This window comes from Pseudomonas sp. 7-41, assembly GCF_021233075.1.
GTDB classification, from domain to species: Bacteria; Pseudomonadota; Gammaproteobacteria; order Pseudomonadales; family Pseudomonadaceae; genus Aquipseudomonas; species Aquipseudomonas veronii.
Map to the genome: position 1 here is coordinate 4559738 of NZ_CP089551.1, position 14771 is coordinate 4574508.

Below are 14771 nucleotides of genomic sequence, written 5' to 3' on the forward strand. Positions count from 1 at the left end.
ATTCCTCCGTCAGCCCGCACAAAATAGCTCCACTGCTCAACCCATGGATTCGTGCCCCCATGCAAACCACCAACACCGTCTTGATGATTCGCCCGGCGCGCTTTGCCTTCAACCCGGACACCGCGATCAACAACCGTTTCCAACGCCAGCCCCTCGACCCGCTCGACGCACAGCACAAAGCGCTGGAAGAGTTCGACGGCTATGTCGACACCCTGCGCCGGCATGGCGTCGAAGTCCTGGTCGTGCAGGACACCCCGGCACCGCACACCCCCGACTCGATCTTCCCCAACAACTGGTGGAGCAGCCACGCCGACGGCAGCCTGGTGCTCTACCCGATGGAAGGCCAGAACCGCCGATTGGAGCGCAACAAGGGCGTGCTGCACGTCCTCGAACAGCGTTTTGCAATCAAGGACACGATTGACCTCAGCCATCTCGAACAACAGAACATCTTCCTCGAAGGCACCGGCAGCATGGTGCTCGACCGCCAGCACCGGATCAGCTACGCCTGCCACTCCGGGCGCACCCACCACGACGCCCTGCGCCAGTTCGCCGAACGCCTCGACTACCAGCTCTGCGTGTTCCACGCCGTCGACCGCCACCACGCGCCGATCTACCACAGCAACGTGATGATGAGCGTCGGCCGCAACCTCTCGGTGGTGTGCCTGCAAGCCCTGCCGGACGCCGAAGAGCGCCAGGCCCTGGAGCATTCCCTGCGCGACACCGGCAAGGACATCCTCGCCCTCGATTTCGACCAGTTGGAAGCCTTCGCCGGCAACATGCTCGAAGTCCACGACCGCGACGGCCAGCCGCTGCTGGTGATGTCCGCCAGCGCCTGGAACGCCCTGCAACCCGCGCAGCGCCGGCATGTGGAACGCCACACGCGGCCGGTGGTGGTGAACATCGACAACATCGAACGCATCGGCGGCGGCAGTGCCCGCTGCATGCTCGCGGAGGTGCATCTGCCCGCCCGCGCCACCTTCCAATAACTACAGGAGCCACTCCATGACCCGCTATATCGACGTCAACGACCTCAGCTACCTGGTCTCGCAAAAAGGCCTGCAAACCTGCATCACCGAGATGGCCGAGTACATCCGCGCCGACTACCTGCGCTGGCAGGACTTCGAGAAATGTGCGCGCCTGGCCAACCACTCGCCGGAGGGCGTGATCGAACTGATGCCGGTGTCCGACGCGTCGCTGTATGCCTTCAAATACGTCAACGGCCACCCGAAAAACACCCAGGCCGGCATGCTCACCGTGATGGCCTTCGGCGCCTTGGGTGACGTGGACACCGGCCGGCCGCTGCTGCTGGCGGAAATGACCCTGACCACCGCGATTCGCACCGCCGCCACCTCGGCCCTGGTCGCACGCTACCTGGCCCGGGACAACAGCCGCAGCATGGCGCTGATCGGCAACGGTTCGCAAAGCGAATTCCAGGCCCTGGCCTTCCACACCCTGCTGGGCATCAATGAAATCCGCCTGTTCGACATCGACGCCAGGGCCACCGCCAAGCTGGCGGCCAACCTCAAGGCGTTCCCGGCAATCAAGGTGATCCTGGCCGCCAGCGTGGCCGAAGCGGTGAAAGGCGCGGACATCGTCACCACCGTCACCGCCGACAAGGCCTACGCGACCATCCTCACCGACGAGATGATCGAACCCGGCATGCACCTCAACGCCGTGGGCGGCGATTGCCCGGGCAAGACCGAACTCGACCGACGCATCGTCGAGCGTGCGCGGGTGATCGTCGAATACGAACCGCAGAGCCGCATCGAAGGTGAAATCCAGCACATGCCGGCCGATTCGCCGGTCACCGAACTGTGGCAAGTGATCAACGGCCAGGCGCCCGGCCGCGAGAATGCGCGCCAGGTCACCCTGTTCGATTCGGTGGGTTTTGCCATCGAAGACTATTCGGCGCTGCGCTACGTGCTGGACGTGGCCAAGGCGCTGGACGTCGGCAGCGAACTGGAACTGGTGCCCGACCTGGCCGACCCGAAAGACCTGTTCGCACGCCTGGCCCAACCTCCGCGCGTACAGCACAAAAAGCGCGCCTGAAACCGCTCTGGCCTGCCGCTTTGCGCCGAGGGCAGGCCAGAACCGCGACGATCAAAAGCCGATTCAGCGGGTGCCGCAGCCGATTCCGCTGCATTGCCTGTTTTAACAGCGCAATTCGCGCTTTGAGCACGGGGTAAACGACACAAAAAACGCACCACCTTGAAGCATTCTGAGCGCGACCGAAGAGTCAGCAAATGAATGCGCGCTGCTCCTTTGACTGCCCTGACATCAATTACAAAATATAGGGACTCCACATGACGCCACTCCGCTCATTGTTCGCTGCGTTGCTATTGCCGCTGTGCGCCAGCGCCGCCCACGCCCAAGACTGGAAAGAAATCCGCTTCGGCGTATTCCCCGAATACCCACCCTTCGAGTCCGTCGCCGCCGATGGCAGCCTGCAAGGCTTCGATATCGAGCTGGGCAACGCGATCTGCGCCAAGCTCGAAGTCAAATGCACCTGGGTGCATAACGAATTCGACGGCATGATCCCCGCCCTGCGCGCGCGCAAGTTCGACGCGATCATGTCCTCCATGGCCGTGACCCCGGCGCGGGAAAAACAGATCGACTTCACCGACCGCCTGTTCCTCAGCCCCACCTCGGTGATCACCCGCAAGAACGCCGACTTCGGCGACACGCCGGAATCCCTCAAGGGTAAACAAGTCGGCGTGCTGCAGGGCTCGTTGCAGGAAGCCTACGCCCGCGCGCACCTGGCCAAGCTCGGCGCCCAGATCAAGGCGTACCAGTCCCAGGACCAGAACTACGCCGACCTGCAAAACGGCCGCCTCGACGCCACCCTGACCGACAAACTCGAAGCCCAGCTCAACTTCCTGTCCAAGCCCGAAGGCGCCGACTTCAAGACCGGCCCGGCCTTCAAGGACCCGACGCTGCCCCTGGACATCGCCATGGGCCTGCGCAAGAACGACCAGGAACTGCGCGCGCTGATCAACAAGGGCATCGCCGCCGTCCAGGCCGATGGCACCTACGCCCAGATCCAGAAGAAATACTTCGGCGATCAAGACATCTACAACGAGTAAGCCAACACCGCCCCTGTGAGAGAAGACTTGTGTGGGAGGGGGCAATCCCCCTCCCCCAAAAGCCCGCTCCCCCAGGGGTCTGTCTGCGCCCTTTAGAGATCTCCCCATGAACGAATTCCTCAACCTGCAGGGCTACGGCCCGATGCTCGCCCAGGGCGCCTGGATGACGGTCAAGCTGGCGTTCCTCGCACTGGCCCTGAGCCTTGGCCTGGGCCTGATCGCCGCTGGCGCCAAACTCTCCAGCGTCAAACTGCTGCGGGTGCCGGCCACGCTCTACACCACGCTGATTCGCAGCGTGCCGGACCTGGTGCTGATCCTGCTGATTTTCTACAGCCTGCAACTGTGGCTGAACGACCTGACCGAAGCCTTCGGCTGGAACTACTTTGAAATCGACCCGTTTACCGCCGGGGTGGTCACCCTGGGGTTTATCTACGGCGCCTATTTCACCGAAAACTTTCGCGGCGCGATCCTCAGCGTGCCGGCCGGTCAACTGGAAGCCGCGACCGCCTATGGCCTGAGCCGCTGGCAGCGCTTTCGCCTGGTGCTGTTCCCGCAGTTGATGCGCTTCGCCCTGCCGGGGCTGGGCAATAACTGGCTGGTGCTGCTCAAGTCCACGGCGCTGGTGTCGATCATCGGCCTGTCCGACCTGGTCAAAGCCGCACAGAACGCCGGCAAGACCACCAACGAGCCGCTGTACTTCCTGATCCTCGCGGGCCTGGTGTACCTGGTGATCACCACCCTCTCCAACCGCATCTTCAAGCGCCTCGAACGGCGCTACAACCTCGGCATCAAGGGGATGGCGCGATGATCGAACTGTTCCAGCAATACGGCCTGGCCTACCTGTACAGCGACGGCGCGGGTGTGTCCGGGGTGGCGATGACCCTGTGGTTGTTCATCATCTCGGTGCTGTTCGGGTTTTTCCTGTCGATCCCCCTGGCGATCGCCCGCGTCTCGGAACACGCCTGGCTGCGCTGGCCGGTGGAGGTGTACACCTACCTGTTTCGCGGCACGCCGCTGTATATCCAACTGTTGATTTGCTACACCGGGCTGTACAGCCTGGAGGTGGTGCAGGACAACGCCCTGCTCAACCAGTTCTTCCGCAACGCGTTGAACTGCACGCTGCTGGCGTTCGTCCTCAACACCTGTGCCTACACTGTGGAAATCTTCGCCGGGGCGATCCGCAACATTCCCCATGGCGAAATCGAAGCGGCACGCGCCTATGGCCTGCACGGCTGGCGACTGAACCTGTTTGTGGTGGTGCCCGCCGCGCTGCGCCGTGCGTTGCCGGCCTACAGCAATGAAATGATCCTGATGCTGCACGCCACGTCGCTGGCGTTTACCGCCACCGTCGCCGACATCCTCAAGGTGGCCCGCGATGCGAATGCCGAGACGTTCCTGACGTTCCAGGCCTTTGGTATCGCCGCGCTGCTCTACATGCTGCTGTCCTTTGCACTGGTGGGCCTGTTTCGACTGGCCGAACGTCGCTGGATGCGTTTTCTTGTTCCTACCCGAGGCTAACCCATGAATCAGTCCGCGCAGGCCCTGGCCACTTATCCCGTCGAGACACCCGCAGCCCCTATCGCCAAGGCGGCGACGGCGGCGGTCAAACTGCAAGTCGAAGGCATCCACAAACGCTACGGCGAACATGAAGTGCTCAAGGGCGTTTCCCTCAACGCACGCAACGGCGATGTGATCAGCCTGATCGGCGCCAGCGGCTCGGGCAAAAGCACGATGCTGCGCTGCATCAACTTTCTCGAACAGCCGGACGCCGGGGTCATCACCCTGGACGGCATCAGCATCGAAATGCGCCAGGGCCGCGCCGGCACCCGCGCACCGCACCAGGCGCAACTGCAGAACCTGCGCACACGCCTGGCCATGGTGTTCCAGCATTTCAACCTGTGGAGCCACATGACCGTACTGGAAAACATCACCATGGCCCCGCGTCGGGTGTTGGGCGTGAGTGCGGCCGAGGCGGAACGACGTGCGCGGCTGTACCTGGACAAGGTCGGCTTGCCGGGCCGGGTGGCGGATCAATACCCGGCGTTTCTGTCCGGCGGCCAGCAGCAGCGCGTCGCCATCGCCCGCGCCTTGGCGATGGAACCGGAAATCATTCTGTTCGACGAACCGACCTCCGCCTTGGACCCTGAGCTTGTAGGAGAAGTCCTCAAAGTCATACAGACGTTGGCTGAGGAAGGTCGTACCATGTTGATGGTCACCCACGAAATGGGCTTTGCCCGCCAGGTGTCCAGCCAAGTGCTGTTTTTGCACCAGGGCCGCGTCGAAGAACAAGGCGGTGCCGAAATTCTCGACCATCCCAACAGCGAACGCTTGCAGCAATTTCTTTCCAACCGCTTGAAGTGAAACCCATGGATACCAAGGCCAACGGACCCCATTCCTCCCCTGCGCTGGATCGCATCGATGAGGCGATCATCGACGTGCTGCGGCATCAGGGGCGTATCACCTACGAGAAGCTCTCGTCGCTGGTGCATCTGACCCCCAGGCCGTGCCTGGAACGGGTGCGCAAGCTCGAACGGCGCGGGGTGATCCGCGGGTACGGGGCGATCATCGACGTGCAGATGGTCTCACCGGGGCTGTCGCTGCTGGTGCTGGTGGCCTTGTCCAACCAGAGCGGGCGCTCGGCGCAAAAGGCCTTCGAAGCCTGCGTCAAAGCCTGCCCGCAGGTGTTCGAATGCCAGTTGATCAGCGGGCCGTTCGACTACAGCCTGCGCATGCGTTGCCGGGATATGGAACATTACCGAGTGCTGACGGAGACCTGGTTGAACAACGATGAGTTGCACATCGACAAATTGGTGGCCCACCCCGAACTCGCGGTAGTCAAAAACACCGCCACCGAACTGGCCTGATCCCCAGACACCGAAGATCAAATGTGGGAGGGGGCTTGCACCCGATTGCAATTTGTCAGCTACAAATTAGTTGACTGATACACCGCCATCGGGGGCAAGCCCCCTCCCACATCTGGATCTCCGTGGATCAGATAGGGCTCATTCTGCTCTTGGCCGCGGCCTTATTAGCCGACCACATCCTGGAAGCCGAATGCGGTCAAGAGTGTGGGAGGGGGCAAGCACCCTCCCACATTTTCTACCCCGGTACGGCAGATGCCTCCAAAAGTCGCTACAAGCGTTCATCAGCTCGCCGTAGCAAGCAGCAAATCCTGCACCGAACGCCCCTGCCCACGGTGGCGATCATGCGCGTACAACGATGCGGCAATCTCATCCGCCCGGATCGGCAGCACCGACAGCAAGGTATCGCTCAACCCATGGCTGGCCTGGCTGAAACCCTGGATGTAGATGCCGGCCTTGCACCGCTCATCCGTCACGATGCGGTAATCACGGCTGACTTCGAAATCGCTCATATAGGCCTGCAGCGGCGCCAGCAACTCGCGGTGCATCTGGCGCTCGTAGCCGGTGGCCAGGATCACCGCGTCGTAATGGCTGACGCTGGTTTCGCCGTTGGCGTTATTGCGCAGGGTCAACTCGATGCCCAACGGGCCGGCGCTGACGTTCTCGACCACGGTCATGGTGCGGAAGGCCTGGCGCGCGGTGCCGGAGACTTTCTGGCGATAGAAGATGCCATAGATGCGCTCGATCAACTCCAGGTCAACCACCGAATAGTTGGTGTTCTGGTACTCGGCGATCAGCCGCTCACGCTCGGCGCCGACCTGCTGGAACACCAGGTCGGTAAAGGCCGGCGAAAACACTTCGTTGACGAACGGGCTGTCATCCGCCGGTTTCAGCGCCGAGCCGCGGAGGATCATATCGACTTGTACCGCCGGGAAGCCGTCGTTCAAATCGATGAACGCTTCGGCCGCGCTCTGGCCGCCGCCGATCACCGCGATACGCATCGCCTTGCCCTGCACGCAAGGTTGCTGGGCCATGCGCGCCAGATACTGGGAATGGTGGAACACGCGGGGGTCATCCCTGAACGCCTTGAACACGTCGGGCACGCGCGGCGTGCCGCCGGCGCTGACCACCACCGAACGGGTGGTGCGGACATGCTGTTCACCCAACGCATCGCGGGAAATCACGCGCAGTGCTTCAACCTGCTGCTGATGCAGGATCGGTTCGATGGCCAGCACTTCCTCGCCGTAGCGGCTCTGGGCCTGGAACTGCCCGGCGACCCAGCGCAGGTAGTCGTTGAACTCCATGCGGCACGGATAGAATGTGCCAAGGTTGATGAAATCGACCAGACGGTTGTGGGCTTTCAGGTAGTTGACGAAGGAATATGGGCTGGTGGGGTTGCGCAGGGTCACCAAGTCCTTGAGGAACGAAATCTGCAGTTCGCTCTGGGTCACCAGGGTATTGCCGTGCCAACGGTAGTCGGCCTGCTTGTCGAGAAACAGCACGTCCAGTTTGCCCTGGGTCTTTTCGCGCTCCTGCAGGGCGATGGCCAGCGCCAGGTTCGAAGGGCCGAAACCGATACCGATCAAGTCGTGAACCGCGGGCGAAGCAATTGCCTGTGTCATTCCAGTGTCCTCTGGATAAGCCCCTTGGCGGTGGGGCGGAAATACCTTCACGACCTGCACAACAGGTCATGTGTTGATAGGAAACGAGGACAATGAATTAAAATTTAACCACTTGACGCTCAGGGTGCGTCCCACTCGCGCATCCGCACCCGGCAGTGCTTCATCGCATTGACAATGTGTTTTTCCACCAGGCTGCGGGAAATCCCCAGGCGCTCGGCAATCTGCGCGTGGGACAGGCCGTCGAGCTTGCGCAGCAGGAAGCTGTCGCGGCAGACCGCCGGCAACTCGGCCAAGGCGCGTTCGAGCATCTGCAGGCGCTGAGTGTGATCGTGGGTGGCGTGGGGCGAAGCGTTGGCGAAGCGCTCTTCGGCGTCCAGCACCTCCAACGGCTCGACCTGACGCAAGGCGTTGCGTCGATGGCCGTCGATCACCAGGTTCAGCGCGGTACGGTACAAAAAGGCGCGGGGCTGGTCGATGGGGGTGTCACTGGCGCGTTCCAGCACCCGCACATAAGCGTCATGCACCACATCTTCGGCCACCTGGCGGTTGCCCAGCTTGGCGTTGAGGAAACACACCAGCTCGCGATAGTAGTTTTCCAACATGACTCCCGACCACCTGACGGCGGTATTAGGTCCTTGAATGCTTAAAAAGACAGCCCATGAGTGATGGCAGTTTGGGTAAGTGCAATTTATAGTAATTCTCATCTACTTTTAAAGAAGACTTGCTTCAGCGGGCAATTTTTTTACTCGCCAGCACTGTAACTACTTGTGAAACAGCCTAAATCTTCGGGCCATGCTCTCGTTTAACTGTCAGCCCCCCGCAACTGCGGTCCGAACTTTCCTGGCTGGAACCAACCCATGAAACGCCCTCGACCTGCCCGACACGCCCTGCTGGTTGTGGCGTGCCTGATCCCTGTTATCGGCATCGCCGCCTGGCAATTGCAGCCGCCGGGGCGCGACAGCCTGGCCACCGTTACCGTGACCCGCGGCAACATTGAAAACAGCGTCACCGCCCTGGGCACTCTGCAACCGCGACGCTATGTGGATGTGGGCGCCCAGGCGTCCGGGCAGATCCGCAAGATCCATGTCGAAGCCGGCGATCAAGTGCAGGAAGGCCAGTTGCTGGTAGAGATCGACCCCTCGACGCAAAAAGCCAAGCTCGACGCCAGCCGCTACGCCATCGAAAACCTCAAGGCCCAATTGCAGGAGCAGAAAGCCCAGCACGCACTGGCGCGCCAGAAGTACCAGCGCCAGCAGCGCCTGGCCGCCGGCAACGCGACCCGCGAAGAGGACGTGCAAACCGCCAAGTCCGAACTGAGCGCCACCCAGGCGCGGGTCGACATGTTCCAGGCGCAGATTCTCCAGGCCCAGGCCAGCCTGCGCAGGGACGAGGCGGAATTGGGCTATACGCGCATCTATGCGCCGATGACCGGCACCGTGGTGGCGGTGGACGCACGGGTCGGCCAGACCCTCAATGCCCAGCAGCAAACGCCGCTGATCCTGCGCATCGCCAAGTTGTCACCGATGACCGTGTGGGCCGAGGTCTCGGAAGCCGATATCGGCCACGTCAAACCCGGTATGACCGCCTATTTCACCACCCTCAGCGGCGGCAACCGCCGCTGGACCAGCAGCGTGCGGCAGATCCTGCCGATCCCGCCCAAGCCGCTGAACGAAACCCAGGGCAGCGGCAGCCCCAGCAGTTCGAACAAGAGCGGCAGCGGCCGCGTGGTGCTGTACACCGTGCTGCTGGACGTGGACAACAGCGACAACGCCTTGATGGCCGAAATGACCACCCAAGTGTTTTTCGTCGCCGGCCAGGTCAAGGATGCGCTCACCGCGCCGGTCGCCGCCCTGCAAGACAGCACCAGCGCCGACCGGCAGACCGCCCGCGTGGTCGCGGAAAACGGCCGCATCGAAGAGCGCGTCGTGCGTCTGGGCATCAGCGACCGCCTGCGCGTCGAAGTGTTGGAAGGCCTCAGCGAAGGCGATCACCTGCTGATCGGGCCGGGCGACGGCAGCGGGGGGTTGAATTGAGCACGCCCCTGATCGAACTCAAGCACATCCGCAAATCCTACGGCGGCGGCGACAGCCCGCAGGTCGACGTATTGCGCGGCGTCGACCTGTCGATCCATGCCGGGGAATTCGTCGCCATCGTCGGCGCCTCGGGTTCCGGCAAATCCACACTGATGAACATCCTCGGCTGCCTCGACCGCCCCACCGCCGGCGACTACCTGTTCGCCGGCGAAAACGTCGCGCACCTGGACAGCGACGCACTGGCTTGGCTGCGCCGCGAAGCCTTCGGCTTTGTGTTCCAGGGCTACCACTTGATCCCGTCGGCGTCGGCCCAGGAAAACGTCGAAATGCCGGCGATCTACGCCGGCATCAGCGCCGCCGAACGCCACGCCCGCGCCAGGGCCCTGCTCACGCGCCTGGGCCTGGCCGACCGCACCGGCAACCGTCCGCATCAACTGTCCGGCGGCCAGCAGCAACGGGTCTCCATCGCCCGCGCGCTGATGAACGGGGGGCATATCATCCTCGCCGACGAGCCCACCGGCGCCCTCGACAGCCACAGCGGCGCCGAGGTAATGCGCCTGCTCGACGAACTGGCCAGCCAGGGCCACGTGGTGATCCTGATCACCCACGACCGCGACGTGGCGGCGCGGGCCAACCGCATCATCGAAATTCGCGACGGCCTGATCATCAGCGACTCGGCCGACAGCACCCGCCACCGCCCGGCCAGCGCCGACAGCGCCGACAGCGCCGACAGCGCGGCGCTGCAAGCCGTCGACCTGCGCCAGCGCCTGGCCGAAGGCGCCGAGCACAACGGCGCGTGGAAGGCCGAACTGCTCGACGCCGTGCAGGCCGCCTGGCGCGTGATGTGGATCAACCGCTTCCGCACCGCCCTGACCCTGCTCGGGATCATCATCGGCGTGGCCTCGGTGGTGGTGATGCTGGCGGTGGGCGAAGGCAGCAAGCGCCAGGTCATGGCACAGATGGGCGCATTCGGCTCCAACATCCTCTACCTCAGTGGCTCCTCGCCCAACCCGCGCACGCCGCTGGGCATCGTGACCCTCAACGATGTCGCGGCATTGGCGACGCTGCCGCAGATCAAGCGGATCATGCCGGTCAACGGCAGCGACGCCGGCATCCGCTACGGCAACCTGGATTACCTGGCCTATGTGGGCGGCAACGACGTCAACTTTCCGCAGATCTTCAACTGGCCGGTGGTCGAGGGCAGTTACTTCACCGAAGCCGACGAGCGCGCCGGTGCCACGGTCGCGGTGATCGGCCACCGCATCCGCGAGAAACTGTTCAAGCAGGTCAGCCCGATCGGCCAATACATCCTCATCGAAAACGTGCCTTTCCAGGTGATCGGCGTGCTCGCGGAAAAGGGCTCCAGCTCCGGCAATAAAGACAGCGACGACCGCGTGGCCATTCCCTACTCCGCCGCCAGCGTGCGCCTGTTCGGCACGTACAACCCCGAATACGTGGTGATTGCCGCCGCCGATGCGCGCAAGGTACGGGAAGCCGAACAAGCCATCGACCAACTGATGCTGCGCCTGCATAACGGCAAGCGTGACTACCAACTGACCAACAACGCGGCAATGATCCAGGCCGAGGCGCACACGCAAAACACGCTGTCGCTGATGCTCGGTTCGATCGCCGCGATTTCGCTGCTGGTGGGCGGCATCGGGGTGATGAACATCATGTTGATGACCGTGCGCGAACGCACCCGCGAAATCGGTATCCGCATGGCCACCGGCGCGCGCCAGCGCGACATCCTGCGCCAGTTCCTGACCGAGGCGCTGATGCTCTCGGTGGTTGGCGGCCTGTGCGGTATCGGCCTGGCGCTGCTGGTCGGCGGCGTGCTGATGCTGGCCAAGGTCGCGGTGCAGTTTTCCCTGGTGGCGGTGCTCGGCGCGTTTGGCTGCGCACTGGTCACTGGCGTCGTATTCGGCTTTATGCCGGCCCGTAAAGCTGCCCGGCTCGATCCGGTTAAGGCGTTGACCAGTGAATAAACGATCTCCCGCCCCCCCCGTGTGCGTACTCGGCCTGTGCCTGCTGCTCAATGCCTGCGCCGCCAGCCTGCCCGCCGTCGACAGCGGCGTGGCAGCACCGACCGCCTGGCAGTACGCCGAGCGTGACGCCGCCCAACTCAACAACCAGCGCTGGTGGACGCAATTCGGCAGCCCGCAACTGAACCGCCTGATCGAACAGGCGCGCCGTGACAGTTTTGACGTGGCGGCCGCCGTCGCACGGGTGCGCCAGGCCCAAGCCACGGCAGTGATCGCCGGCGCACCGCTGTTGCCGGAAGTGAAGTTCAACCTGTCCACCAGCCATCAGAAGTTACTGCGCGGCCAGGGCGGGCCGGACCTGGACGCGACGCAAAGCAATGACACGGTCAACAGCTTCGGCGCCAACCTCAGCGCCAGTTATGAAGTGGATTTCTGGGGCGGCCGCGCTGCCGCGCGAGACAGCGCCCTGCATAGCCTGCGGGCCAGCGCGTCGGACCAGGCTACCGTGGAACTGACCCTGCTCAGCAACGTCGCCGACCGCTACGCGCAAACCCTCGCCGCACGCCAGCGCGAGCAGATCGCCGAGTTGAACCTGGCGAATGCACGCAACGTGCTGGAATTGGTGCAGACCCGCTACGACGCCGGTTCCGCCACGGCCCTGGAACTGGCCCAGCAGCAAAGCCTGGTCGCCAGCCAGCAACGGCAATTGCCGCTGATTCAACAACTGGCGCAAGAGTCGCGGATCACCCTCGCCGCCCTCCTCGGCCAGCCGGTCCAGGCGTTGGACCTGGGCACCGAGCCCTTCCAGGCCCTCACCTGGCCGCGCATCGGCCCGGGCGTGCCCAGCCAACTGCTGAGCCGGCGCCCCGACCTGGCCAAGGCCGAGGCCGAACTGGCGGCGGCGCAAGCGGATGTTCGCGTCGCCCGCGCGGCCATGCTGCCTGCGGTGACGCTCGGCGCGACCTTCGGCTCCGACGCCGGCAAAGCCGTGGAGATCCTGCGCAGCCCGTATTACACGCTGACGGGCGGCCTGGTCGCACCGATCTTCAACAACGGCCGTTTAACCGCCGAACGGGACAAGGCCCGCGCGCGCCAGGACGAGCTGCTGCAGACCTATCGCGGGGCGATCATCAACGGTTTCGCCGATGTGGAAAAAGCCCTCAGCAACATCACACGCCTGGACCAGCAGCGCCAATGGCAAACGCAAGAGCTGCAGGCGGCGCAGAACGCCTTGCGCATCGCCGAAAGCCGCTACCAGGCGGGCGCCGAAGACTGGCTGAGCGTGCTGGACAGCCAGCGCACCCTGTACACGGCCCAGGACCTGAATGTGCAACTGCGCTTGTCGCGCCTGCAAGCCAGTATCGCCTTGTACAAAGCTTTGGGCGGCGGCTGGGAATCCGACATCCGATAAACGAAAGTCGCATTTCGTACACTCGCCGTTTTGTCCTCCTACATTTTTCCCCCCACGGTCCTTGGTAAAAAAGTCGTCCCGAATGAGCAGCCACAACAGTGGCTTCTTTTTCTCACACGACAGGCCAGGATCGCTGATGAAACCCCTTCCAGCTGCACGCGCAATCACCTACCGTTGCCTGGTGCTGGTCGCAGCCCTGGCGCCCACCGGCGCTTACGCTGAAACGCCGCGCTCGCCGTTCGGCATCGAATGGTTCCTGGACTGCCCGCAGCCGGCGCTCGAACGCCTGGACCCGGAAGTCATCGAACGCACCCAATGCGGCATCGTCACCGCACCCCTGGACCATGGGGCGCCAGAGCGTGGTCGCATTAGCTTCGACATCACCCGCGTCGGCGCCAAACTGCCGCTGTCACGCCAAGGCGCGATATTCGCCAACCCGGGTGGCCCCGGGCTCGACGCCGGCGGCGCCTTCGCCGTACACCTGGCCACCGTCTGGAAGCACTACGCCCGACAACCCGACTGGGGCGACACTTACCGCCAATTGGCCGATACCTATGATGTAATCGAAGTCACCCCGCGGGGCCTGGGCCGGCTGCCGGGCTCACGCCTGGAATGCCGCTCCGACGCGCGGATCGTGCCGCAAGCGGACGTCAGCGAAGACCGCAGCGCGGCCAACCTAGCCGCCGCGCGCCAGAATGCGCGGTTGATCGCCCAAGCCTGCGCCAGCCACCCGCTGACGCCTTACATCACCACCGAGCAAACCGCCCGCGACCTGGAATTTGTGCGCAAGCAATTGGGCGAGTTGCAGTTCAACTACCTGGGCAACGCCTACGGCACCTGGCTCGGCGCCTGGTACGGCGGCCTGTTTCCGGCGAACGTGGGGCGCATGGTGCTCGACTCGAACATCAACTGGACCTCAACGTTCGAGCACGCCAGCGTGATCGTCGCCAGCGAAAAGGAGAAGATTTTCGAGCGTTTCGTGGCCCAGGCCGCCGCCCTCGACCCTGGGGTGTATCAGCTGGGCGACACGCCGGCCGCCGTGCGCCGTGTGTTCATGGAACTGCTGCCCAGCGTGCGTACCGCGCTGCGTTCCAGCAACCGTTTCTACAGCGACCCCGCCGGCCTGATGGGCGCCCACGTGCTCAGTCGCTGGCTGCGGGACACTCCCGACGGCGACGACCTGGCGCTGGAAACGCGTGCCCGCGCACACCGCTTCAGCCCCGACCCGGTGATCGAAGAGCGCGCCAAGTCGATGTTCAGCCTGCTGCTGCAACGCGTGCGCGAACCCTTGCAGGCCAACGTGCCCAAGCCCGGGCCGTTGCGCATGTCGGCCGCCGACTCGGTCAAAACCGCGATCCTGTGCAATGACTCGACCTACTCCAACGAAGACCTCTGGCAGCAGAAAGAAACCGAATCACTCGCCAAGTACCCGGTCGCCGGCAGCGCCCTCGAGGCGCGTCAATGCACCACCTGGCCGCAACAACACAGCCGGGGCTTGCCGTACAAGGAACTCGCCCGGCTCGACAGTCTGCTGATGGTCCAGGCCGAATTCGACGACCAAACCCCGTCCACCGGCGCCGCCTGGGCCTTCGAGCGCACCTTCCCGGCGAGCCGCGTACAACTGAAGAACGCCTATGCCCACGGGGTTTCGTTCAGCGGCGTGAGTGCCTGTGTGAACCAGTGGGTGGGCGATTATCTGATGCATGGGAACAAACCGCCGCGCTCGACGGTGTGTACGGATGCCACTGTGCAATGAGTCTCCGTTTGCGACCTTTCCAC

13 protein-coding genes are annotated in these 14771 nt (G+C 63.7%); 11 read left to right on the forward strand and 2 right to left on the reverse strand.

Annotated elements, in window-relative coordinates; all coding sequences use genetic code 11:
* Nucleotides 1–59 precede the first annotated feature (59 nt).
* The 7 genes from ctlX (at nucleotide 60) to LQ249_RS20490 (ending at nucleotide 5947) form a co-directional block, all read left to right on the forward strand.
* Nucleotides 60–986 (forward strand): citrulline utilization hydrolase CtlX, encoded by a 927-nt coding sequence (gene ctlX, locus LQ249_RS20460; protein ID WP_057005600.1) that lies wholly within the window; start codon nucleotides 60–62, stop codon nucleotides 984–986.
* 16 nt (nucleotides 987–1002) lie between these two features.
* On the forward strand, nucleotides 1003–2049 hold the full coding sequence (locus tag LQ249_RS20465) for an ornithine cyclodeaminase (protein WP_232565852.1): 1047 nt from the start codon (nucleotides 1003–1005) through the stop codon (nucleotides 2047–2049).
* Nucleotides 2050–2303: 254 nt separating this feature from the next.
* On the forward strand, nucleotides 2304–3083 hold the full coding sequence (locus tag LQ249_RS20470) for an ABC transporter substrate-binding protein (RefSeq protein WP_046382800.1): 780 nt from the start codon (nucleotides 2304–2306) through the stop codon (nucleotides 3081–3083).
* A gap of 106 nt (nucleotides 3084–3189) precedes the next feature.
* Entirely contained in the window at nucleotides 3190–3891 is a 702-nt protein-coding gene (locus LQ249_RS20475; protein ID WP_057005601.1) for an ABC transporter permease, read from the forward strand.
* Complete coding sequence (locus tag LQ249_RS20480) at nucleotides 3888–4601, forward strand: ABC transporter permease (RefSeq protein ID WP_046382798.1); 714 nt, start codon at nucleotides 3888–3890, stop codon at nucleotides 4599–4601. Before LQ249_RS20475 ends, LQ249_RS20480 begins: the two co-directional genes overlap by 4 nt.
* Before the next feature lie 3 nt (nucleotides 4602–4604).
* Nucleotides 4605–5444, forward strand: a complete 840-nt coding sequence (locus LQ249_RS20485; protein WP_057005602.1) for an ABC transporter ATP-binding protein — start codon at nucleotides 4605–4607, stop codon at nucleotides 5442–5444.
* 5 nt (nucleotides 5445–5449) lie between these two features.
* Nucleotides 5450–5947 (forward strand): Lrp/AsnC family transcriptional regulator, encoded by a 498-nt coding sequence (locus tag LQ249_RS20490; RefSeq protein ID WP_029296543.1) that lies wholly within the window; start codon nucleotides 5450–5452, stop codon nucleotides 5945–5947.
* A 281-nt stretch (nucleotides 5948–6228) separates the two neighbouring features.
* On the opposite strand, the gene LQ249_RS20495 is transcribed toward LQ249_RS20490, so the two are convergent.
* Both LQ249_RS20495 and LQ249_RS20500 read right to left on the reverse strand, forming a co-directional pair.
* Nucleotides 6229–7566, reverse strand: coding sequence for a lysine N(6)-hydroxylase/L-ornithine N(5)-oxygenase family protein (locus tag LQ249_RS20495; protein WP_108525021.1), 1338 nt, complete (start codon nucleotides 7564–7566; stop codon nucleotides 6229–6231).
* Nucleotides 7567–7685: 119 nt separating this feature from the next.
* Complete coding sequence (locus LQ249_RS20500) at nucleotides 7686–8168, reverse strand: sigma-70 family RNA polymerase sigma factor (RefSeq protein WP_017847509.1); 483 nt, start codon at nucleotides 8166–8168, stop codon at nucleotides 7686–7688.
* Nucleotides 8169–8423: 255 nt separating this feature from the next.
* On the opposite strand from LQ249_RS20500, the gene LQ249_RS20505 reads away from it, so the two are divergent.
* From LQ249_RS20505 to LQ249_RS20520, 4 genes are all read left to right on the forward strand, one after another.
* Entirely contained in the window at nucleotides 8424–9599 is a 1176-nt protein-coding gene (locus LQ249_RS20505; RefSeq protein ID WP_017847510.1) for an efflux RND transporter periplasmic adaptor subunit, read from the forward strand.
* Complete coding sequence (locus LQ249_RS20510) at nucleotides 9596–11584, forward strand: MacB family efflux pump subunit (protein ID WP_232565853.1); 1989 nt, start codon at nucleotides 9596–9598, stop codon at nucleotides 11582–11584. The genes LQ249_RS20505 and LQ249_RS20510 overlap by 4 nt, the downstream gene beginning before the upstream one ends.
* The gene (locus tag LQ249_RS20515; RefSeq protein ID WP_108525017.1) at nucleotides 11577–12992 is read left to right on the forward strand and encodes an efflux transporter outer membrane subunit; all 1416 of its coding nucleotides are present in this window, start codon (nucleotides 11577–11579) and stop codon (nucleotides 12990–12992) included. Before LQ249_RS20510 ends, LQ249_RS20515 begins: the two co-directional genes overlap by 8 nt.
* Before the next feature lie 136 nt (nucleotides 12993–13128).
* The gene (locus LQ249_RS20520) at nucleotides 13129–14748 is read left to right on the forward strand and encodes an alpha/beta fold hydrolase (RefSeq protein ID WP_082643891.1); all 1620 of its coding nucleotides are present in this window, start codon (nucleotides 13129–13131) and stop codon (nucleotides 14746–14748) included.
* Nucleotides 14749–14771 lie beyond the last annotated feature (23 nt).